At 60.6% G+C, this 20334-nt stretch carries 19 protein-coding genes; 11 read left to right on the top strand and 8 right to left on the bottom strand.

What is annotated here, in order from left to right; genetic code table 11:
* Positions 1-42 precede the first annotated feature (42 nt).
* Both BUE92_RS04855 and BUE92_RS04850 read left to right on the top strand, forming a co-directional pair.
* Positions 43-924, top strand: coding sequence for a LysR family transcriptional regulator (locus BUE92_RS04855; RefSeq protein ID WP_057012704.1), 882 nt, complete (start codon positions 43-45; stop codon positions 922-924).
* A 209-nt stretch (positions 925-1133) separates the two neighbouring features.
* Positions 1134-2957, top strand: coding sequence for a serine hydrolase domain-containing protein (locus BUE92_RS04850; RefSeq protein WP_073522231.1), 1824 nt, complete (start codon positions 1134-1136; stop codon positions 2955-2957).
* 47 nt (positions 2958-3004) lie between these two features.
* Here BUE92_RS04850 and BUE92_RS04845 read toward each other — a convergent pair whose 3' ends face one another.
* Positions 3005-4282: an ATP-binding protein gene (locus BUE92_RS04845; protein ID WP_073522230.1), complete on the bottom strand. Its 1278-nt coding sequence runs from the start codon at positions 4280-4282 to the stop codon at positions 3005-3007.
* A complete protein-coding gene (locus BUE92_RS04840) occupies positions 4283-4990 on the bottom strand; it encodes a response regulator (protein WP_073522229.1) in 708 nt (235 codons plus the stop codon).
* Positions 4991-5147: 157 nt separating this feature from the next.
* Here BUE92_RS04840 and BUE92_RS04835 point away from each other — a divergent pair, with 157 nt between their 5' ends.
* Positions 5148-6347, top strand: coding sequence for an MFS transporter (locus BUE92_RS04835; RefSeq protein WP_073522227.1), 1200 nt, complete (start codon positions 5148-5150; stop codon positions 6345-6347).
* On the opposite strand, the gene BUE92_RS04830 is transcribed toward BUE92_RS04835, so the two are convergent.
* Complete coding sequence (locus BUE92_RS04830) at positions 6303-6905, bottom strand: tRNA-(ms[2]io[6]A)-hydroxylase (protein WP_032892116.1); 603 nt, start codon at positions 6903-6905, stop codon at positions 6303-6305. The two genes, BUE92_RS04835 and BUE92_RS04830, sit on opposite strands and share 45 nt — an antisense overlap.
* Before the next feature lie 150 nt (positions 6906-7055).
* Here BUE92_RS04830 and BUE92_RS04825 point away from each other — a divergent pair, with 150 nt between their 5' ends.
* The gene (locus BUE92_RS04825) at positions 7056-7925 is read left to right on the top strand and encodes a universal stress protein (protein WP_073522224.1); all 870 of its coding nucleotides are present in this window, start codon (positions 7056-7058) and stop codon (positions 7923-7925) included.
* Between the two features lie 121 nt (positions 7926-8046).
* Here the strand turns inward: BUE92_RS04825 and BUE92_RS04820 are convergent, their stop codons facing one another.
* The gene (locus BUE92_RS04820) at positions 8047-8517 is read right to left on the bottom strand and encodes a DUF1289 domain-containing protein (protein ID WP_032892118.1); all 471 of its coding nucleotides are present in this window, start codon (positions 8515-8517) and stop codon (positions 8047-8049) included.
* A 395-nt stretch (positions 8518-8912) separates the two neighbouring features.
* On the opposite strand from BUE92_RS04820, the gene acnB reads away from it, so the two are divergent.
* Positions 8913-11522 (top strand): bifunctional aconitate hydratase 2/2-methylisocitrate dehydratase, encoded by a 2610-nt coding sequence (gene acnB / locus BUE92_RS04815; protein WP_073522222.1) that lies wholly within the window; start codon positions 8913-8915, stop codon positions 11520-11522.
* 208 nt (positions 11523-11730) lie between these two features.
* Here the strand turns inward: acnB and BUE92_RS04810 are convergent, their stop codons facing one another.
* Positions 11731-13008, bottom strand: a complete 1278-nt coding sequence (locus BUE92_RS04810; protein ID WP_032892121.1) for a serine/threonine transporter — start codon at positions 13006-13008, stop codon at positions 11731-11733.
* Positions 13009-13337: 329 nt separating this feature from the next.
* Here BUE92_RS04810 and BUE92_RS04805 point away from each other — a divergent pair, with 329 nt between their 5' ends.
* Positions 13338-13784, top strand: coding sequence for a hypothetical protein (locus BUE92_RS04805; protein WP_073522220.1), 447 nt, complete (start codon positions 13338-13340; stop codon positions 13782-13784).
* Between the two features lie 12 nt (positions 13785-13796).
* Here the strand turns inward: BUE92_RS04805 and BUE92_RS04800 are convergent, their stop codons facing one another.
* Both BUE92_RS04800 and BUE92_RS04795 read right to left on the bottom strand, forming a co-directional pair.
* Positions 13797-14129, bottom strand: a complete 333-nt coding sequence (locus tag BUE92_RS04800; protein WP_073522218.1) for a hypothetical protein — start codon at positions 14127-14129, stop codon at positions 13797-13799.
* Positions 14126-14461, bottom strand: coding sequence for a hypothetical protein (locus BUE92_RS04795; RefSeq protein ID WP_178380682.1), 336 nt, complete (start codon positions 14459-14461; stop codon positions 14126-14128). Before BUE92_RS04795 ends, BUE92_RS04800 begins: the two co-directional genes overlap by 4 nt.
* A gap of 181 nt (positions 14462-14642) precedes the next feature.
* Between BUE92_RS04795 and BUE92_RS04790 the strand changes: the two genes are divergently transcribed.
* From BUE92_RS04790 to BUE92_RS04770, 5 genes are all read left to right on the top strand, one after another.
* Positions 14643-15596, top strand: a complete 954-nt coding sequence (locus BUE92_RS04790; RefSeq protein ID WP_073522215.1) for a 2-hydroxyacid dehydrogenase — start codon at positions 14643-14645, stop codon at positions 15594-15596.
* Between the two features lie 129 nt (positions 15597-15725).
* Positions 15726-16793, top strand: a complete 1068-nt coding sequence (locus BUE92_RS04785; RefSeq protein ID WP_073522212.1) for a phosphotransferase family protein — start codon at positions 15726-15728, stop codon at positions 16791-16793.
* Between the two features lie 21 nt (positions 16794-16814).
* On the top strand, positions 16815-17582 hold the full coding sequence (locus tag BUE92_RS04780) for an SDR family oxidoreductase (protein ID WP_073522210.1): 768 nt from the start codon (positions 16815-16817) through the stop codon (positions 17580-17582).
* 70 nt (positions 17583-17652) lie between these two features.
* Positions 17653-19086, top strand: a complete 1434-nt coding sequence (gene pdxR / locus BUE92_RS04775) for a MocR-like pyridoxine biosynthesis transcription factor PdxR (protein ID WP_073522207.1) — start codon at positions 17653-17655, stop codon at positions 19084-19086.
* A gap of 84 nt (positions 19087-19170) precedes the next feature.
* A complete protein-coding gene (locus tag BUE92_RS04770; protein WP_073522204.1) occupies positions 19171-19572 on the top strand; it encodes a cupin domain-containing protein in 402 nt (133 codons plus the stop codon).
* Between the two features lie 66 nt (positions 19573-19638).
* On the opposite strand, the gene BUE92_RS04765 is transcribed toward BUE92_RS04770, so the two are convergent.
* A complete protein-coding gene (locus BUE92_RS04765; RefSeq protein ID WP_073522203.1) occupies positions 19639-20268 on the bottom strand; it encodes a DNA-3-methyladenine glycosylase I in 630 nt (209 codons plus the stop codon).
* Positions 20269-20334 lie beyond the last annotated feature (66 nt).

The following is a 20334-nucleotide window of genomic DNA, read 5'->3' as shown; positions in this document are numbered from 1 at the left end:
TCTTCATTGTGATGAGGTTTGGTGTTTGTACCGGGAGCCACCATGCACTTCGATCTCGCCGACCTGCGCCTGTTTATCCATATCGCCGAATCCCCCAGCCTCACCCAGGGTGCCAAGCGCGCCTTCCTGTCGCCGGCTGCCGCCAGTGCGCGGATCAAGGCCCTGGAAGGCCAGCTCGACACGCGCCTGTTGTACCGCGACAGCCGGGGCGTGGAGATCACCCCGGCAGGCGAGCGGCTGTTGCACCACGCACGGTTGATCATGCGCCAGGTGGATTACCTCAAGAGCGAGTTCACCCAATACGGCGTGGATTCGGCCGGGCATATCCGTATCTTCGCCAACACCACGGCGGTCACCGAATTTTTGCCGGAGGTCCTGGCAGGCTTTCTGTCACAGCGCCCTGGCGTCACCGTCGACCTGCAGGAGCGCCTGTCGCGGGACATCGTGCGCGGCGTGCTCGATGGCACCAGTGACATGGGCATCATCGCCGGCCCTGTGGAAGCCTCCGGCCTGCAGGTGTTGCATTTCAGCACCGACGAACTGGTGCTGATGGTGCCCGTCGGGCATCCCTTGGCCGACCAGCCTTCGGTCACCCTCGAGCAGACCCTGGCGTATCAGCATATCGGCCTGCATGAAGGCAGCACGCTGTTGAGTTTCCTGCGCGAACACGTCGAGCGCCTGGGCAAGCAGTTGTCGCTGCGTATCCAGGTCTCGAGCTTCGAGGCGATCTGCCGGATGGTCGAGGCCGGGGTGGGCATCGGCATCATTCCAGAGTCCGCCGCCCTGCGTCACAGCCGCACCATGCAGCTGGTGACGGTGAAACTGGACGAGCCCTGGGCGATTCGCGAGCGCAGCATCCTGGTACGCGAGCTGGAAGCGCTGCCGGGAACCATTCGCGCGCTGATCGCCACGTTGATGCCGTGATCGTGTAGGAGCGAGCTTGCTCGCGAAAAACGTCAACGATAACGCGTGTTTTCTGGATAAACGCGGCGCCTGCGAGTTTTTCGCGAGCAAGCTCGCTCCTACAGTGGGCCGTTAACAGTCTTTGACAGTTTCCCGACAAAGCACCCAAAGATTCTCAGCCCCCGCTGCCCTAGCATTCCAGCATCCAAATCATCATTCGGGTGCTCTTGATGTTTCGCAGATTGCGCGGTATTCCGCTATTGGGTTGTCTGTTGAGCAGTATCGGTTGCCACTCGCAACCGCCTGCCCCGCCGCCGATTCAAAAAGGCGATTACGGCGCAATCATTCGCTACCTGCAAACCCGCATTCCCCAAGAGATGGCTCGGGACAATGTGGCGGGATTGTCGATCGCCCTGGTCAATGGTCAGGAGCTGATCTGGGCCCGCGGCTTTGGTCTGGCTGACAAAGACCAGGGGGTGCCGGTCACGCCCAATACCGCGTTTCGCGCCGGAGGCATCTCCAAGCTGCTGACCGCCACGGCGGCGTTGAAACTGGTGGAACAACAACGCCTGGCGCTGGATGCGCCGATCCAGCAGACCCTGCGTGAGTTCTACGTACGCTCCCGCTTTCACAGCGATCAAGCCGAGGCGGATCGAGCGATCACCTTGCGGCGCTTGCTCAGCCATCAATCCGGCTTGCCCAGCGAGCACCTGCGCGACCTGCGCAGTACCTATGCCATGGGGCAAATGCCGATGCGAGTGTCGGGTGTGTGGCTGAGCAGCCTGCCGGGCTCCCAGGTGGCGTACTCCAACCTTGGCTACGCCTTGGTGGGCGCCGCCATTGAGCGCAGCAGCGGCAAAAGCTTCGAAGCCCAGTTACAAAGCAGCCTGCTCACACCTTTGCGAATGAACCAGTCCAGTTTCTTGGGCACCGGTGCGCAAATGAGCTATCGCGCCCACGGCTACGAGGACGGTAAGGCCAGCACCGACGCCCAGGTGCGTGACCTCGCCGCCGGTGGCCTGTGGACCAGCCCCAAAGACCTTAGCCGCTACGTACGCATGCTGTTTGCCAGGGGCACGTACAAGGGCAGCCAGATCCTCGGCAGCACTTCTATCGATGCCATGTTCACCCAGCAAAACACCGGCAACGCCTTGGACTTCGACTGCCAGATGGGCCTGGGCTGGTTCTTGGCGCCCTGCGGTGACGAGCCCATCGGCCCCGGTGTGCGCACCTACCAGCACAGCGGTGGCGGCGACGACTTCGTGGCCCAGTTGACCCTGCTGCCGGATCAGCAACTGGCCGTGATCATCATGGCCAACGACAGCAACGCCGAAGACATGGTGGTGTCACTGACCACCGACAGCCTGCGCCTGATGCTCCAGGCACAGACCGGCAACCCCGCATGCGCCGATGACTGCCAGGCCCCCAGCCACGGCCTCAAGCTACGCCATGTACCGGCGGCGGTGGATCGCAAGCGCCTGGCCGGCTTCTATGCGACCGCTTGGGGCGTGTTCCGCATCAGGGATGAGCATGCGCGCTTGACCGGTGAGCTGGCCGGCTACGACTTCGAGCTATTGCGTGATGAGCAAGGCTGGCTGCGGGCGCAGAAAAAGATACTGGGGTTCTGGCGCAAGGACCTGGGCGAGTTGGGCCGCGTGCAGCTGGATGTGGTCACGGTACAAGGCCGCCAGATGCTCACCGCCCGCAGCCACGGCCAACGCATTGCCATCGGCGAGCGCATCGAACCGCCGCCCTTGTCCGCCGCCTGGGCCAACACGGTCGGCACTTACCAGGTGCTCAGCAGCCATGAACCCGACGCGCCATTGAGTGGCATCAGCGTGCGCCAGGAGGACGGTTTCCTGGTGATTCGCGGCCAATTGCACGGCGAGCCGCTGACCGACTACATCCTGCTGCCCATCGACAACGCCCATGCGGTACTGGCCGGCAACGGCTACGGCCTGGGCGATACCGTCAGCCGCCAGGTCAACGGCCTGAGTGCTTCGGGTTACTCGTTCAAACGTACCCATTCACCCCACGCCCCCTTGAATCTTTAACCAGGAAAACACCCTGCTGCTACAGGATGGGATTGGCGCAAGCGCCCTTACTCGGCATATGCCCACGTCATTCGAAACGACGCCCCGCCCCACTCCGAATCCTGCACTTCCACCTGCCCGCCATGCCACTGGCTGACACGCTTGACCAGCGCCAGGCCCAGGCCAAACCCGCCTGTGCGGCGGTCGCGGCTGGCGTCAAGGCGCAGAAAGGGTTCGAATATCTTCGTGCGACCCTCCAGCGGTACCCCCGGGCCATCGTCGTTGACCCGCACTTCGTAACCGCTGCCAAACTTGACCAGCGACACTTCCACGCGGCGGTCGGCATAACGAATCGCGTTGCGCAGCAGGTTGATCACGGCTCGCGCCATAAAGCGTGGCTCGATATGGATAACGTCCACCTCGCAGGTGCGCAACGACAACTGTACCCCTTCCGCCTCGGCCTCCAGGGCCACACTGCCGATCACGCTGTCGAGCCAACTGTGGGCCTCGATACGCTCGCGGGTGACCTGGGTAGCGCCCGGCTCAAGGCTGGCATAGGTCAACAGCTCGGAAACCATTTCCTCCAGCTCACCGAGGTCGGCGTACATGTCGTTGATCAACGCTCGGCTTTGCCGTGGGTCGCTCTGTTGCCTGAGCTGGTCCAGCTCGAATGACAGCCGCGCAATCGGCGTGCGCAATTCGTGGGAGACCGCGTTGGTGAGTTCGCGCTGGTTGGCGATCAAACCTTCGATACGTTCGGCCATCTGGTTGAAGTGCCCGGCCAATGAACGCACGGTGGAGCGACTCGGCAGCAAGATGCGCGAGCCCAGGTCATTGTCACCGAAACGTTGCGCCGCCAGGCGGATGTGCTCCAGGTCGCGCCAGTGTGGACGCACCCAGAAATACAGGACGATGGCCAGGCTCCCGCCCAGGAAACCATAAGCCCAGAGGTACAACCACTTGGGTTCTTCCGGCAATTTGATTTCGAGCAGTTGCGGACCGTCGTCGATAGGCGCCAGAAACTTCATGAAATCTTCGCGCACCACCACCTGGTCAGCCGCCAGGAGTTTCTGTTCCCGTTCGCTCAAATCCTGGGTGTCGCGCTGTACCAGTTTGAGCCGCAAGCCGTAATGCGGTTGCAGTTCGTCCAGGCGTGCCTGGCGCGCCTCTGCCTGCACGGGGCGCAGTTGCTCCACCAGCGCCCAGGCCGGGCCGCGCAGGGCTTCACGGTTATAGGTTTCGTTGGACTCGGGCATGTAGGCGTCCAGGCCGTAGTTGACCAACCAGATCGCCCCGGCCAGACCGAGCGCGAGGATCAGATACAGGCGCAGATACAAGCGCAGCATCTAGACCTCCCACGCGAACGGATTGAACAGGTAGCCTTTGCCCCAGATGGTCTTGATGCACACCGGCTCGCGGGGGTTGTCATTGAGCTTGCCGCGCAGTTTGCTGATGTACACGTCTACGCTGCGGTTCAGCCCATCAAAGGCAATGCCGCGCATGCGGTTTAGAATGTCGTCGCGGGAGAGAATCTTGCCCGCGCTGCTGGCCAGCAACCACAGCAACTCGAACTCCATGGTGGTGAGGTCAATGGCCTCGCCGCCCAGGCGGACCACCCGGCAACTGCGATCAATCGACAAGCGGCCAAATTCCAGGGCGCCGCGCACGGTGGGCTCGGGCACTTGACGGCGCTGCAGCGCACGCAGGCGCGCCAGCAACACCGGCGGTTTGATCGGTTTGATCACGTAGTCGTCAGCACCGGACTCAAGGCCAAGAATATGGTCCAAGTCATCTTCCTTGGCGGTGAGGATCACGATGGGCGTGTCCGACACGTTGCGAATCTCGCGGCAGACATGCAGCCCGCTCTGGCCCGGCAACATCAGATCGAGCACGACGATCTTCGGCTTGAAATCCAGAAACGCCGCCAGGGCTTCATCACCCCGGTACACCACCCGCACCTCGAAACCATGTTGCGACAGGAAATGCGAGATCAGCCCTGCCAGCTTTTCATCGTCCTCAACGAGCAGGACCTTGCCCAGACCCAGGTTTTCCATAAGTTCTCAGTGTGGATGCGCGGATTGAAATAGGGCCATTATAGGTGGCAAGCTGGCCGACAGATGTGGCTGACCAGTCCCCAGCGAAGAAGCTTCATGCTTTTAAGAGTTTTTAACAAATAGCCTGCACTTTTTAACGCCATTGACAGGGAGTTCTATGCGCAAGGATTACCTGGCGTTCTTCATTTCGCTGTTCCTTTCACGGCTGGCCGACCAGGTTTTGCTGTTTATCGTGCCACTGATCGTATTCCAGACCACTCAAAGCGTGGCGTGGGCGGGGTTGGCGTTTTTTGTCGAGTCACTGCCGCGCTACCTGGCGTTTCCGGTGTGCGGGGCACTGTGCGACAGGTTTTCACCGGTGCGCATCCTGCATATCAGCCAGGTGTATCGGGCCTTGGCCTGCGTGGTGGCGATGGTGCTGTATGGGTTGTTCGACGGTACTCATTGGCTGGTGATGCTGTCCGCGTTGTGCGGCGTGTTGACTACCCAGGGCATCATGGCGCGGGAAGTGGTGATGCCACATATTTTCCAGCAGTACACCTACGCCAAGACCCTGTCCTATTCGCAGATCGCCGACCAGAGCGGGCTGGTGCTCGGGCCGCTGATAGCGGCGCTGGCGCTGGAAGTCTGGGCATGGCCTTGGGTGGTGCTGGGGGTCGCCGCCCTGTTTGTGCTGGCGGACCTGGCAATGCTGATCTGGCAGCGCAACACCACGGTGAACCTGGAAATACACCAACAGCACCCGGGTATCTGGCTGCAACCATTGCGCACCGCCTTCGGCCATATCTTCAGCCGGGTGGAGTTGAAGCGCATCATCGTCCTGGCGGTCGGCGTGAACCTGATAGTCGGCGTGACGCTGGCCACCTCGGCCGCCATGGTCACCGGCCACTACGCAGCGGGCAAAGACGCCTATGCCCTGCTGCAAGCCGCCGGGGCGCTGGTGACAATCGCTATTCTGTTCTACCTGGCGCGTTCATCACTGAAGCTGAAGGTACTGGGCGGGTTGTCGTACTCGATGATCACCGTCGGCGCGCTGATTACAGCGCTCAGCCCCGGCATGTGGGCCTACGCGGTGGGTTTCCTGCTGGTGACCGGTTTCGACAAGATGTTCAACGTGTACCTGCGCAGCACCCGCCAACGGGTGATACCAATGCAGGACTTCGGCAAGACGGTTGGCGTGATGACTTTGCTCAACAACCTCGCCCAGCCCTTGGCGGGCTTGATGATTGCGGGGCTGGCAGCGCCCTTGGGCACGCCAACGGTGATCCTGCTGCTGGCGGGGATCACCGCCTTGATCGGTGTGGCCGTGGCCTCAGGCTGGCACGCCACTGTGAAAGCGGAACTCGACGTCGGGTGATTCGATCAGGTCCTGCTCGGTGGCCCGCACCCGCTCGATCACCTGGGCGATGTCCTTGGCATCGCCATACTGGTAAGCCAGCTTCAAGTAACCCTGGAAGTGCCGCGCCTCGCTTTTGAGCAAGCCGAAATAGAACTTGCCGAGTTCTTCGTCCAAATGCGGCACCAGCGCTTCGAAACGCTCGCAACTGCGCGCTTCGATAAAGGCGCCCACCACCAGAGTGTCCACCAGCTTGACCGGCTCATGGCTGCGCACCACCTTGCGCAAACCCGAGGCATAACGGCCAGCGTGCAGTTGACGCAGTTCGACCTTGCGCTTTTTCATCAGGCGCATGACTTGCTCGTGATGCACCAACTCTTCGCGGGCCAGGCGCGACATCATGTTGATCAGGTCTACGTGGCCGTAGTACTTGGCCATCAGGCTCAAGGCAGTGCTGGCGGCTTTGAATTCGCAGTTCTTGTGGTCGATCAGCAGGGTTTCCTGATCGGCCAACGCGGCCTGGACCCAGGCATCGGGGGTGCGGCAGCCGAGGAATTCATGGATTTCGGGCAGGTTCATCGGGCTCACGGGCAAAGGATCACAAAAGGGCGCCGATTATACCGACCCCGCCGCAGACCACCAGCCACCGGCCTTGATGTGTATCAACATGACGGCTGCCGGCGAGCAACTATAGTTAACCAACGCCCACCCTTTCAGGAGATCCCGACCATGCAAGCCATCCGCAGCATCCTGGTGGTCATCGAGCCCGAGCATTCGGAAAGCCTGGCCCTCAAGCGTGCCAAGCTGATTGCCAAAGTGACCGACGCGCACCTGCACCTGCTGGTCTGTGACAAGAAGCACGAGCATTCGGCGCTGCTGAGCCTGCTCAAGGAAGGCTTGAAAGAAGACGGCTACAGCGTCACCACAGAGCAGGCCTGGAACGACAGTCTGCATGAAACCATCATCGATGTGCAGCAAGCCGAAGGCTGTGGCCTGGTGATCAAACAGCACTTCCCCGACAACCCTCTGAAAAAAGCCCTGCTGACCCCGGCAGACTGGAAGTTACTGCGCTATTGCCCAACGCCGGTGTTACTGGTCAAGACCGCCACCCCCTGGGCGGGCGGCGTGATCCTGGCGGCCATCGACGTGGGCAACGCCGACGGCGAACACCGCTCGCTGCACAATTCGATCATCGACCATGGCTTTGATATCGCCAGCCTCGCCAAAGCGCAGTTGCATGTGATCAGCGCTCACCCCTCGCCCATGCTGTCGGCGGCAGACCCGACCTTTCAGCTCAAGGAAACCATCGAGGCGCGCTACCGCGAGCAATGCAAGGCCTTCCAGGCCGAGTTCGACGTGGACGACAGGCACCTGCATATCGAGGAAGGCCCGGCCGATGTGCTGATCCCACATATTGCCCATCGATTGCAGGCGGCGGTGACCATTATCGGCACGGTGGCGCGCACGGGGATTTCCGGGGCGTTGATCGGCAACACCGCAGAAGTGGTGCTGGATGCGGTGCAAGGCGATGTGCTGGTGCTCAAGCCGCAAACGCTGATGGATCATCTGCAAGAGCTGGCGACCAAGCCCAGACACTGAAGATCAAATGTAGGAGCGAGCTTGCTCGCGAAAAACGTCAACGATAACGCGCGCTTCCTGAATAAACGCGGCGCCTTCAAGTTTTTCGCGAGCAAGCTCGCTCCTACATTGACCTCGCCAGTCAGTTACCCAGCGCATCTTTCAAGAAGCCCGGCGCGATATAGCGCTGGTAATGCGCCTCGGACAAGATAAAGAACTCGCGATCAATGGCATCGCGCAGTTCAGGCAGCGCCCAGTCGCGAAACTCCGGCAACAGCACCATGCCATAGGCCTCCAGGTTATTGATCACCCGGGCTCCACGGGCGATCAACTGGTAGGCCCAGCAATACTCGGACTGGTGTGGCACAAAGCGAATCTTGCGTTGCTCCAACTGCCCGCGCAGGGTCTTGGGGTCGAAAACCTCCACTTTACCGGCCATGACCTGCACCAACAGCTGCTCAAGCCTGAGCCAGACCGCGCGTTTTTCTTCTTCGTTATAGCCGTTCCACTGGATCACTTCATGGTGGAAGCGCTTGCATCCACGGCACACGAGATCGCCGTAGACCGTGGAACACAGGCCGACGCAGGGGGTCTTGATGGTTTGGTTGGGCATGGGCGGCAACACGCAGATCAGCGAAACAGTGCGCCATGTTAGCCCTTTGTCTAAGGTTGATCACCCAGCAAACTTGAGCAGGCAACTTACCTTTAGATTTTTTTTGCCGTAGAATCACCCGGCCTTGTAAGGCGCCAATAATCCGCTGGAAGCTGTTTTCAAAGCGTCACGAGCACAGTCGTTCCTTCAGAACGGTGTTGGCGCAGGTTCGACCCGGTAGGTCAGAGCCCGCGCCAACCCTCATCAGCTCCGTTCTGCAGGCGTAAAACTTTGAAAGCAGCTTCTGTAAGGAATGCCGGCAGCGCTGGCTTTGCGGCCCAAAAAGCCCCCGAGCGCATGCGTGCCGTTCATTTCTGGATGAGCGTCCCGTGGGACCACTGATGAGGGTAATAACTGTGCTTGAAGCCTACCGCAAACATATCGAAGAGCGTGCAGCACTGGGTATCGTTCCCCAGCCGCTTAACGCCGAACAAACCGCAGGCCTGGTCGAGCTGCTGAAAAATCCTCCGGCTGGCGAAGAAGAATTCCTCGTTGACCTGATCACCAACCGCATTCCACCAGGCGTTGACGAAGCCGCTTACGTCAAGGCCGGTTTCCTGTCTGCCCTGGCCAAGGGCGAAGCCACTTCCCCCCTGATCGACAAGAAACGCGCTGTTGAACTGCTCGGCACCATGCAGGGCGGCTACAACATCGTGACGTTGGTCGAGCTGCTGGACGACGCCGAACTGGCGCCCGTCGCGGCCGCCCAACTCAAGCACACCCTGCTGATGTTCGATGCGTTCCACGACGTCGCCGAAAAAGCCCGCAACGGCAACGAGCACGCCAAAGGCGTGATCCAGTCCTGGGCTGACGGCGAGTGGTTCAGCAACCGCCCTACCCTGGCCGACAAGATCAGCCTGCGCGTGTTCAAGGTAACCGGCGAAACCAACACCGACGACCTGTCGCCTGCGCCGGACGCCTGGTCCCGTCCTGACATCCCGCTGCACGCCCTGGCCATGCTGAAAATGGCCCGTGAAGGCATCGTGCCGGACGAGCAAGGCAAGACCGGCCCGATGAAGCAGATCGAAGAGATGCGTGGCCAAGGCTTCCCGATCGCCTACGTCGGCGACGTGGTCGGTACCGGTTCGTCGCGTAAGTCGGCGACCAACTCGGTATTGTGGTTCTTCGGCGACGACGTGCCTTACGTGCCGAACAAGCGTGCCGGCGGTTTCTGCTTCGGCAGCAAGATCGCCCCGATCTTCTACAACACCATGGAAGATGCTGGCGCACTGCCAATCGAATTCGACGTCACCAACATGAACATGGGCGACGTGATCGACCTGTACCCGCATGCTGGCAAAGTCTGCAAGCACGGCACCGACGAAGTCCTGACCACCTTCGAAATGAAGACCCCGGTGCTGTTGGACGAAGTCCGTGCTGGCGGCCGTATCCCGCTGATCATCGGCCGTGGCCTGACCGACAAGGCACGCGCCGAACTGGGCCTGGGCCCGACCGACCTGTTCAAGCTGCCTGAAGCGCCTGTCGACACCGGCAAAGGCTTCACCCTGGCGCAGAAAATGGTCGGCAAGGCCTGTGGTCTGCCAGAAGGCAAAGGCGTTCGTCCTGGCACTTACTGCGAGCCGAAGATGACCACCGTGGGGTCCCAGGACACCACCGGCCCAATGACCCGTGATGAACTCAAAGACCTGGCGTGCCTGGGCTTCTCGACCGACCTGGTGATGCAGTCCTTCTGCCACACCGCGGCTTACCCGAAGCCGATCGACGTGACCACCCACCACACCCTGCCTGACTTCATCATGACCCGTGGCGGTGTATCGCTGCGTCCAGGCGACGGCATCATCCACAGCTGGCTGAACCGCATGCTGCTGCCGGACACCGTCGGTACCGGTGGTGACTCCCACACCCGTTTCCCGATGGGCATCTCGTTCCCGGCCGGTTCTGGCCTGGTCGCGTTTGCTGCCGCCACCGGCGTAATGCCGCTGGACATGCCGGAATCGATCCTGGTGCGCTTCAAAGGCAAGATGAAACCTGGCATCACCCTGCGTGACCTGGTTCATGCCATTCCTTACTACGCGATCCAGGCTGGCCTGCTGACCGTAGAGAAGAAAGGCAAGAAGAACGCCTTCTCTGGCCGCATCCTGGAAATCGAAGGCCTGAACGACCTGACGCTGGAACAGGCTTTCGAGCTGTCCGATGCCTCGGCTGAACGTTCGGCTGCCGGTTGCACCATCAAGCTGTCCAAAGAGTCCGTCACCGAGTACCTGAACTCCAACATCACCCTGCTGCGCTGGATGATCGGCGAAGGCTACGGCGATGCACGCACCCTGGAACGTCGCGCCCAAGCGATGGAAGCCTGGGTTGCCAACCCGGAGTTGATGGAAGCCGATGCCGACGCCGAATACGCCGAAATCATCGAGATCGACCTGGCGGAAATCAACGAGCCGATCCTCTGCGCGCCAAACGACCCGGACGACGCCCGTCTGTTGTCCAGCGTCGCTGGCGAGAAGATCGATGAAGTGTTCATCGGTTCGTGCATGACCAACATCGGTCACTTCCGCGCTGCCGGCAAGCTGCTGGAGCAGGTCAAGGGCCAGCTGCCAACCCGTCTGTGGCTGTCGCCGCCGACCAAGATGGACGCTCACCAACTGACCGAAGAAGGCTACTACGGCATCTACGGCAAGGCTGGCGCACGCATGGAAATGCCAGGCTGCTCGCTGTGCATGGGTAACCAGGCACGCGTTGAGCCGAACTCCACCGTAGTGTCGACCTCGACCCGTAACTTCCCGAACCGCCTGGGTGATGGTGCCAACGTCTACCTGGCGTCGGCTGAGTTGGCGGCCGTGGCCTCTACCCTGGGTCGCCTGCCGACCGTCGAAGAGTACATGGGCTACGCGGCGAAACTGGACACCATGGCCAGTGACGTCTACCGCTACCTGAACTTCGACCAGATCGCCGAGTTCCGCAAGATCGCAGCAAGCGCCAACATCCCGGTGATTCAAGCTTAACGGTGTGTTGATGTGAAGAACGCCGCGTATCGCAAGGTACGCGGCGTTTTTTTACGCCTGGAACAAGGCATCTGCCGCACCACAAAACAAATGTGTGGCTTGCCCTAAACCAATGTAGGAGCGAGCTTGCTCGCGAAAAACTCACCGGCGCCGCGCTCATCCAGGAAGCACGCGTTATCGTTGACGTTCTTCGCGAGCAAGCTCGCTCCTACGCAACCAGCGAATACACCAACGCCGTAATGGCAACCAAGCCAACCGCAGTCACAAACACATTCGACGCCTGCCCACGGTACTTGGCCATGGCCGGCACCTTGCGGATGGCGTACATCGGCATCAGGAACAGAATCGACGCAATCACCGGCCCACCCAGGGTCTCGATCATGCCAAGGATGCTCGGGTTAAGCGTGGCAACGATCCAGCACACCACCAGCATGAAGGCAGCGGTCATGCGGTCCAGGGTCTTGGGTGCAGGACGGCGGCCAGTCTTGACCACCAGGCCCTTGAGGCCCTCGCTGGCGCCGATGTAGTGGCCCAGGAACGACTTGGCAATCGCCACGAACGCAATCAACGGTGCGGCAAAGGCAATCGTCGGGTTATCGAAGTGGTTGGCCAGGTACGACAGGATCGACAGGTTCTGCGCTTTGGCTTCAGCCAGTTGCGCCGGCGACAGGGTCAGTACGCAACTGAACACGAAGAACAGCACCATCGCCACCATCAGCAGGTGTGCGCGGGACAGGATCTGCGAACTGCGCTCCTCGGCGTGAGCGCCGTACTGGCGCTTCTGGTCTACAGCAAAGGCCGAGATGATCGGCGAATGGTTGAACGAGAACACCATCACCGGAATCGCCAGCCACAGCGTGTTGAGCAACGCCGACGGTGCCGGCACTTCGCTGGCGGTGCTGAGAATGCCGCCATTCCAGTGTGGCACCAGGTACACGGCCAGGAACAGCAAGGCGACGATAAACGGATATACCATCAGGCTCATGGCCTTGACGATTACCTGCTCACCGCAACGCACCACCGCCAGCAGGCCCAGAATCAACACAAACGCCAGGATCGCCCGGGGCGGCGGCAGGATATGCAGTTGATGCTCCATGAAGCTGCTGACGGTATTGGTCAGCGCCACGCTGTAGATCAGCAGGATCGGGAAGATCGCAAAGAAGTACAGCAAGGTGATCAGTGCACCGGCCTTGATACCGAAATGCTCTTCCACCACGTCGGTGATGTCTGAACCTTCGCGGCCGGACAGCACGAAACGGGTCAGCCCACGGTGGGCAAAGAACGTCATCGGGAAGGCCAGCAACGCGAGGATCACCAGCGGCCAGAAGCCCCCCAGGCCCGCGTTGATCGGCAAGAACAAAGTACCGGCGCCAATGGCGGTACCGAACAGCCCGAGCATCCAGGTGGTGTCCTGGCGGCTCCAGCTTGTGAGGGTTGCAGGTGTCGTTGCATAGCGTTCGTCGACGCTATTGGCCTGATCATTCATCCGGTCGGATCTCCGCATTCACACGGCCAGAACGAGTCAGAAAAACCTGACAGGCAGCGCCCTGGCCGAAACAAGGGCCGGATTGTCCGGGATTCTCTTGGAGAAGCAAAGACTTAGCTGAGGAATGGTTAGGCGGGGCCGCCCCAAAAAGCGCTTATGGCGGTTGACGCCTAGGGCATCAGGGTTACGTACGGATATCTAAGCATCCGCAAATCCAAACGAACAGGAGCCATCTGACAACAGAATCAGATACTGCCAGCTTTTTACACCATTGCTAAGGAGCCATCGTCAACGCCCCTTTAGTTGATAACAACCAAGGTTATTTCACGATGAAATTACGCTCCTCTCTCAACTCATTATTAATAACTGCACTGCTCGGCGCCGCATTGTTACCCAGCGCAGTCACGGCACAGCCCACCGCCCCTTCTGCTGCAAAAACCACGGATATCACACCCGATAACGCAGTCATGTTGACGGTATTCCTTAAACACGATCAGTCACCACCACTCAGCGAATTGAAAGCCCAACTGGCCAAGCAGGAATTTCACAAGGTCTTCCCGCCGGAAGGTGTCGAAGTCGTCAGCTGGAATATCACCATGGGCATAGGGCAAGTCATTGTGCTGCGCTTACCGGCGTCACGCCTGGCGCAAGTCAACCTGGCCATAGAGAACACCGCATGGGGTGTCTACAAGACAGAATTCTTCCCGACGTACGATTTCATGCCGATCGCACAAAGAGAGCGAACCCAAGCCCGGCAAACGGGGACTGTTCAGTAGCTGGCGCAACAACTAAGTAGCCGAGGTTCCCAGGTTTGGATTGCGCAGCTCGCCCTGTATGGCGTTCTGCGCAATAGCCAGTTTTTCTACCAATTCAGGTGTCTCGTGGGCAGTCAGCGCCATAAGTGGAAGGTCCCAGTCATAGTCCTTGATGACGTTTATCCGAAAACCACCCGCTGCATCAAATTCCGGGTACCAACCCACATCCAGTAACAATCCCCCGGCGAACTCCACCTGGAGCATATCTTCCTTCAGCAGATCGACCTGCTTGGCCACTGCAATATCCTGCAGGTGCGACAGGTCGTCATGGGTGACTGTACCGCCGGTAAAGTTAAGCGAGATCAATTTGTTAACCTCCTGAATTCCTGTTCAGAAATCGGGTGACCATGGATAGCACCGGCGCTGAGCTCTATTCGCACCCAGCGGCTGAGTTTGCCATGGCTGGCACCTATGCAGTGGGAGAGCTCCATCACTTTCCAGGGTTTTCCGTTGGTGGTGGGTATTCCGTTTTTATAAGCTTCCCTTTCAAGCTTTTCAATAGCGATGCCTGGCCTGTACTTGGCGGGGCCAATCAGCGTACTGGCAATCACTGTTCTCCAGGGAACCTGGGCTGAGGGACAGTGTTTGTAACCATACGGTGTCCATTCGATCTCTTCGGGTGCGGCAGGAACAGGCATCCATATCGTCTCTGCTGGTGGAAAAGTCATTGAAGTCTTGCGCAAAAAAGCGGGCGCGGATGGACAGTCTGTGAATTCAGACGGGCCTTACGAGCGAAGAAGTTTTCCCACCCCAATAAAACGCTGCGTCTTACAAATCCCGCATACTCATGCTCTCAAACCCTTCAGGAAGAGCCTTGCGATGCCCACCACTGTTCTGGTCCTGGTTGAAACCATCAACGAATACCTGCAAATCATCGAAAGCAGTGATTTCCATGTGATCCTGGCGCCGACGCCCGCTGAACGCGCCCAGGCGATCAAGACCCACGGTGGACAGATCCAGGCAGTGCTGACCCGTGGCCCGCTGGGGCTTTACGCCGAGGAAATCGCCGCGCTGCCCCTGCTGGAGATCATCTGCGTGATCGGTGCCGGCTACGAGCAGGTGGACCTGCAGGCGGCGAGCAACCGTGGGATTGTGGTCACCAACGGCGCTGGCGTGAACGCCCCGTCGGTGGCCGATCACGCCATGGCGTTGTTGCTGTCGCTGGTGCGTGGCATTCCCCAGACGGATGCGGCGGTGCGGCGCGGCGAATGGCCGAAGGTGATGCGCCCTTCCCTGAGCGGTAAACACCTGGGAATTCTCGGGCTGGGCGCGGTGGGCATGGAGATTGCCCGGCGCGCCGCCCTTGGGTTCGGCATGGAGGTGAGCTATCACAACCGCCAACCCCGCGATGACGTGGATTACACCTACTGTGCGACGGCTGTTGAGCTGGCGCGTACCTCGGATTTCCTGGTGCTGGCTACGCCCGGCGGTGCCAGCACCCGTCACCTGATCGACCGTCACGCCCTGGACGCCCTGGGGCCGCACGGCTTTCTGGTCAACATCGGGCGCGGCAGCGTAGTGGTGACCGACGACCTGGTCGCCGCGCTGGAGCAGCGCCGCATCGGCGGCGCCGCGCTGGACGTGTTTGACGATGAGCCTGCCGTGCCCGATGCCCTCAAGCGCCTTAGCAATACCGTGCTGACATCCCACGTGGCCGGTCTGTCCCCGGAAGCGGCCCATGATACGGTGCAGCGCGTCGCTGATAATCTGCTGGAATACTTTGCGGGCCGCCCTGTGCTTACACCGGTGGCCTTGCCAGCGCCCGCAAAATGACCAATCAGGCACGCTGATCACCCTTCAACACGCTAACCTATTAAACCGCCCCGACCTTGTCGCTGGGCGGCTGTGCGCATTAGATTAGGAAATAGTCCAAGGCCTTTAGAATAAGTAGAAGGGATAAGCATGGCGCTGAATGACCAATCGACCCAGATTCGCCCAGGCGAAGAACTTGATGCCAGCCTGATCGATCCCTACCTCAAGGCCCATATCCCGGGCTTGGAGGGCACGCCCACCGTCAGCCAGTTCCCCGGTGGTGCATCGAACCTGACCTACCTGCTCCAATACCCTGGCCAGGAACTTGTGCTGCGGCGCCCGCCGTTTGGCCACAAGGCCAAGTCTGCCCACGACATGGGCCGCGAATACCGCATTCTCAACCAACTCAAAGATGGCTTTCCGTACTGCCCCAAAGCCTATGTGCACTGCACCGATGAATCGGTGATCGGCGCCGAGTTCTATGTGATGGAGCGCGTCAACGGCATCATCCTGCGTTCCGATCTGCCGGCTGAACTGGGCCTGGACACCACCCGCACCGAAGCCTTGTGCAAGAGCTTTATCGACAAGTTCGTCGAGCTGCACCAGGTCGACTACCACGCCTGCGGCCTGGCCGACCTGGGCAAGCCCGAAGGCTACGTGGCGCGGCAGATTCGCGGCTGGGGCGAGCGCTATGAAAAAGCCCTGACGCCCGATGCGCCAAAATGGGAGGCGGTACGCGCCTGGCTCAACGACAAGATGCCTGCCGATCACCCCACCTCCAGCATCGTGCACAACGACTACCGCTTCGACAACGTGATCCTCGACCCGCACAACCCGATGCAGATCATCGGTGTGCTGGACTGGGAGCTGACCACCCTGGGCGACCCGCTGATGGACCTGGGCAACACCCTCGCCTACTGGATCGAGGCCGCAGACCCAGCGCCGGTGCAATTGATGCGCCGCCAGCCGAGCAACGCCCCCGGCATGCTCACCCGCCGCCAGTTTGTCGACTACTACGCCGAGCGCTCCGGCATCCAGATCGACAATTTCGATTTCTATTACACCTATGGCCTGTTCCGTCTGGCCGGGATTGTGCAGCAGATCTACTACCGCTTCTTCCATGGCCAGACCCAGGACAAACGCTTCGCGCAGTTCATCCACATGAACAAACTGCTGGAGCAGATGAGCCTGAATGTCATCGGCAAATCAGCGCTCTGAGTGCAACTACAAGGAACCCTCATGTCCAAGACCAACCTGTTTGACCTCGACGGCAAGATTGCTTTCGTTTCCGGCGCCAGCCGTGGCATCGGTGAGGCCATCGCCAAGTTACTGGCCCAGCAAGGCGCCCACGTGATTGTCTCCAGCCGCAAGCTGGACGGTTGCCAGCACGTGGCCGATGCAATCATCGCCGAGGGCGGCAAAGCCACGGCCATTGCCTGCCACATTGGTGAAATGGAGCAGATCACCCAAGTGTTTGCCGGCATCCGCGAACAGTTCGGCCGCCTGGATATCCTGGTCAACAACGCCGCCACCAACCCGCAGTTCTGCAACGTCCTGGACACAGATCTGGGTGCGTTCCAGAAGACCGTTGACGTGAATATTCGCGGCTACTTCTTCATGTCGGTGGAGGCCGGCAAGCTGATGCGCGAGAACGGCGGCGGCAGCATCATCAACGTGGCCTCGATCAACGGCATCTCGCCGGGCGTGTTCCAGGGCATCTACTCGGTGACCAAGGCCGCCGTGATCAACATGACCAAGGTATTTGCCAAGGAATGTGCAGCCTTTGGCATCCGCTGCAACGCCCTGTTGCCGGGCCTGACCGATACCAAGTTCGCCTCGGCACTGGTCAAGAACGACTCGATCCTGAAAATGGCCCTGGCGCAGATCCCGCTCAAGCGCGTGGCCGCCCCCAGCGAAATGGCCGGCGCGGTGCTGTACCTGGCCAGCGACGCGTCGAGCTATACCACCGGGGTTTCGCTGAATGTGGACGGCGGCTTCCTGTCCTGATCTCGCCTGGGTTTTTTCAGATCGATTTGCGCGTACCCTTGTCGCGGATCGATCTGCCCCAGGATGAAACATGGAACTGCACCTCGTCATTACCGGTCGCAAGGACCTCGCCGCCCAGCTGTATCAGCAGTTGCGCGAGGCCATCGCCGCCGGGCGGCTCGCAGCCGGCGCGCAACTGCCCCCCAGCCGACTGCTCGCCGAACAATTGGGCATCTCGCGCAAGACGGTGTCGGACACCTACGCCACCTTGACGTACGAGGGCCTGCTGGTTGGCAAGACCGGCCGCGGCACCTTCGTCAATGCGTGGGCACCACAGCCCCATCACGTACAGACTGCCACCGACCTGGCGTGCGCCGCCAACCTGGGCAAATGGGCGGCACTGCCCTCGCCCATGCACCACCCTGCCCGCGAAGAAATCCTGCGCTACGAATTTATCGGCGGCGCGACGACACGCCACCATTTCCCCCAGGACGAATGGCGGCGTTGCACCCAGGATGCGTTGCGTCGCATCGCCCAGAACAACGGCTTTTACAGCCAGCCCGAAGGGGTGCCGGCGCTGCGCGAGGCCATCGCCGGGCATATCGCGTTTTCCCGCGGGGTCAAATGCCGCGCCCGCGATATCGTGGTCACCAATGGGGCACAGCAGGCGCTGGACCTGCTCGCCCGCGTGGTGCTTGAGCCCGGCAGCCTGGTCGCGATGGAAGACCCTGGCTACAGCCCCGCACGCCAATTGTTCGTCGCGATGGGCGCTCGCGTCGCCAGTGTCGCCGTCGATGAACAGGGCCTGCAGGTCGACCAGATCCCGGATGGCACCCGTCTGATCTATGTGACGCCGTCCCACCAATTCCCCCTTGGCATGCCCATGAGCCAGACGCGGCGCGCGGCCCTGCTGGACCGCGCCATTGCGCTCGGCGCGATCATCATCGAAGACGATTACGACAGCGAATTCCGCTACGAAGGCCGCCCCACCGACTCCCTGCAAAGCATGGATACCCGCGGCGTGGTCACCTACGTCGGCACCTTTTCCAAAACCCTGTCGCCGGAGCTACGCCTGGGCTATGCGGTGCTGCCGCCGGCCATTTATGGTGCGGTGCTCAAGGCCAAGCAATTGACCGACCAGCACAGCGCTACCTTGCCGCAGTGGGCACTGGCCAAGTTCATCAGCGAAGGCTACCTGCTCAAGCATATTCGCCGCTGTCACGGCGTCTATGCGGGGCGTCGCGAACGCATCCTGCAGCGTCTGGCGGGCGATCTGTCGCCGTGGTTCGAGGCCGTACCGACGGTGGCGGGCTTTCACCTGGCGGCTCTGTGCAAGGTGCCGGTAAATATTCCATTGCTGATGGAACGGGCGCGCCAGGTCGAGGTGGGGCTATACCCTCTGGACGTGTTCTTCCACGACCGGCCGGTGCGCTCGGGGCTGATTATGGGGTTCGGCGCCATCGAGAGCCTGGACATCGACCCGGCGCTGGACAAGGTGCGGGATATTCTCCTGCAGATTGGCTAGGCGGTTTTCCGACGCATTGGTCATTGGTGGCAAGCCCCCGGCGGCGTAGGGTGAAGCGGTCTTTCACCCGATGGAACCCTCATCATGAAACGCTTATTCGCTGCCACATTGATGCTCGCCTCCCTCAGTGCATTTGCCCACGACCCGGTCTACAACAAGGAAACGCTCAAGGTGCTGCAAGAGCACGCCTTGACCAACGTGCCGGGCAAGAAAACCATCATGCTCACCGTGGACTACGCCCCCGGCCAGGCCACCGTGCCCCACAGCCACACCGGCACCGCCGTGGCTTATGTGCTCGAAGGCGAGATCACCTCGCGGGTCAATGATGAAAAGGCAATCACCTACAAAGCCGGGCAATCGTTCTACGAACCGGCCGGCTCGCGGCATTTTGAGTCAAGCAATGCCAGCCAGACCCAACCGGCCAAACTGCTGGTGGTGATGGTGCTGGATGACAAGGCTGAGGTACTCACCCCCCTTCCCCAATAATCAGCAACACCACAAAACCCATGTGGGAGCTGGCTTGCCTGCTCCCACAGTTTTAACCGTGTCTGGTCAGGGACGTCTGAAGAGGTTGCGCTGGTGTTCAATGCGCGGCCGGCACACGCACCCTTCCAGATGATCATTGACCATCCCCGTCGCCTGCATCAACGCATACATCGTGGTCGGGCCGACAAAGGTCCAACCGCGTTTCTTCAGGGCTTTGGACAAGCGCACCGAAGCCGCTGAGGTCGGATTGGCCGTCCAGTAAGCCATGTCCACCACTGCCGGCCGCTCTTGCACGCCGGGTTCGAACGCCCACAGCCAGCGCGCCAGCGAACCGGTCTCCTCCACCAGTTCACAGGCCCGGCGTGCGTTGTTGATGGCCGAGATGATCTTTGCCCGATTGCGCACGATGCCCGGCTCGCTCATCAACCGCTCAATGTCCGCCTCGCCGTACTGCGCCACCCGGCGAAAATCAAAACCCTCGAACGCCTGCCGAAAGTTTTCGCGCTTGCGCAGGATGGTGATCCACGCCATCCCCGCCTGAAACCCCTCCAGGCAGATCTTCTCGTACAGCGCGATGTCATCCGCTACCGGCACACCCCACTCGTGGTCGTGGTAATGCAGGTACGCGGGCGCTGCAGTGCGCCAGGCGCAATACATGCGCCCTGCTTCGTCGGTTGTCAGCCCTGATTGGTCCATCCATCACCTCGTATGCCGAGGGCGATGATACGCAAAAAAAATTGATCCCTGCCAACCGCTCAAGCA

This window comes from Pseudomonas fluorescens, assembly GCF_001902145.1.
GTDB classification, from domain to species: domain Bacteria; phylum Pseudomonadota; class Gammaproteobacteria; order Pseudomonadales; family Pseudomonadaceae; genus Aquipseudomonas; species Aquipseudomonas fluorescens_BV.
This window is presented reverse-complemented; position numbering and strand designations above follow the sequence as displayed.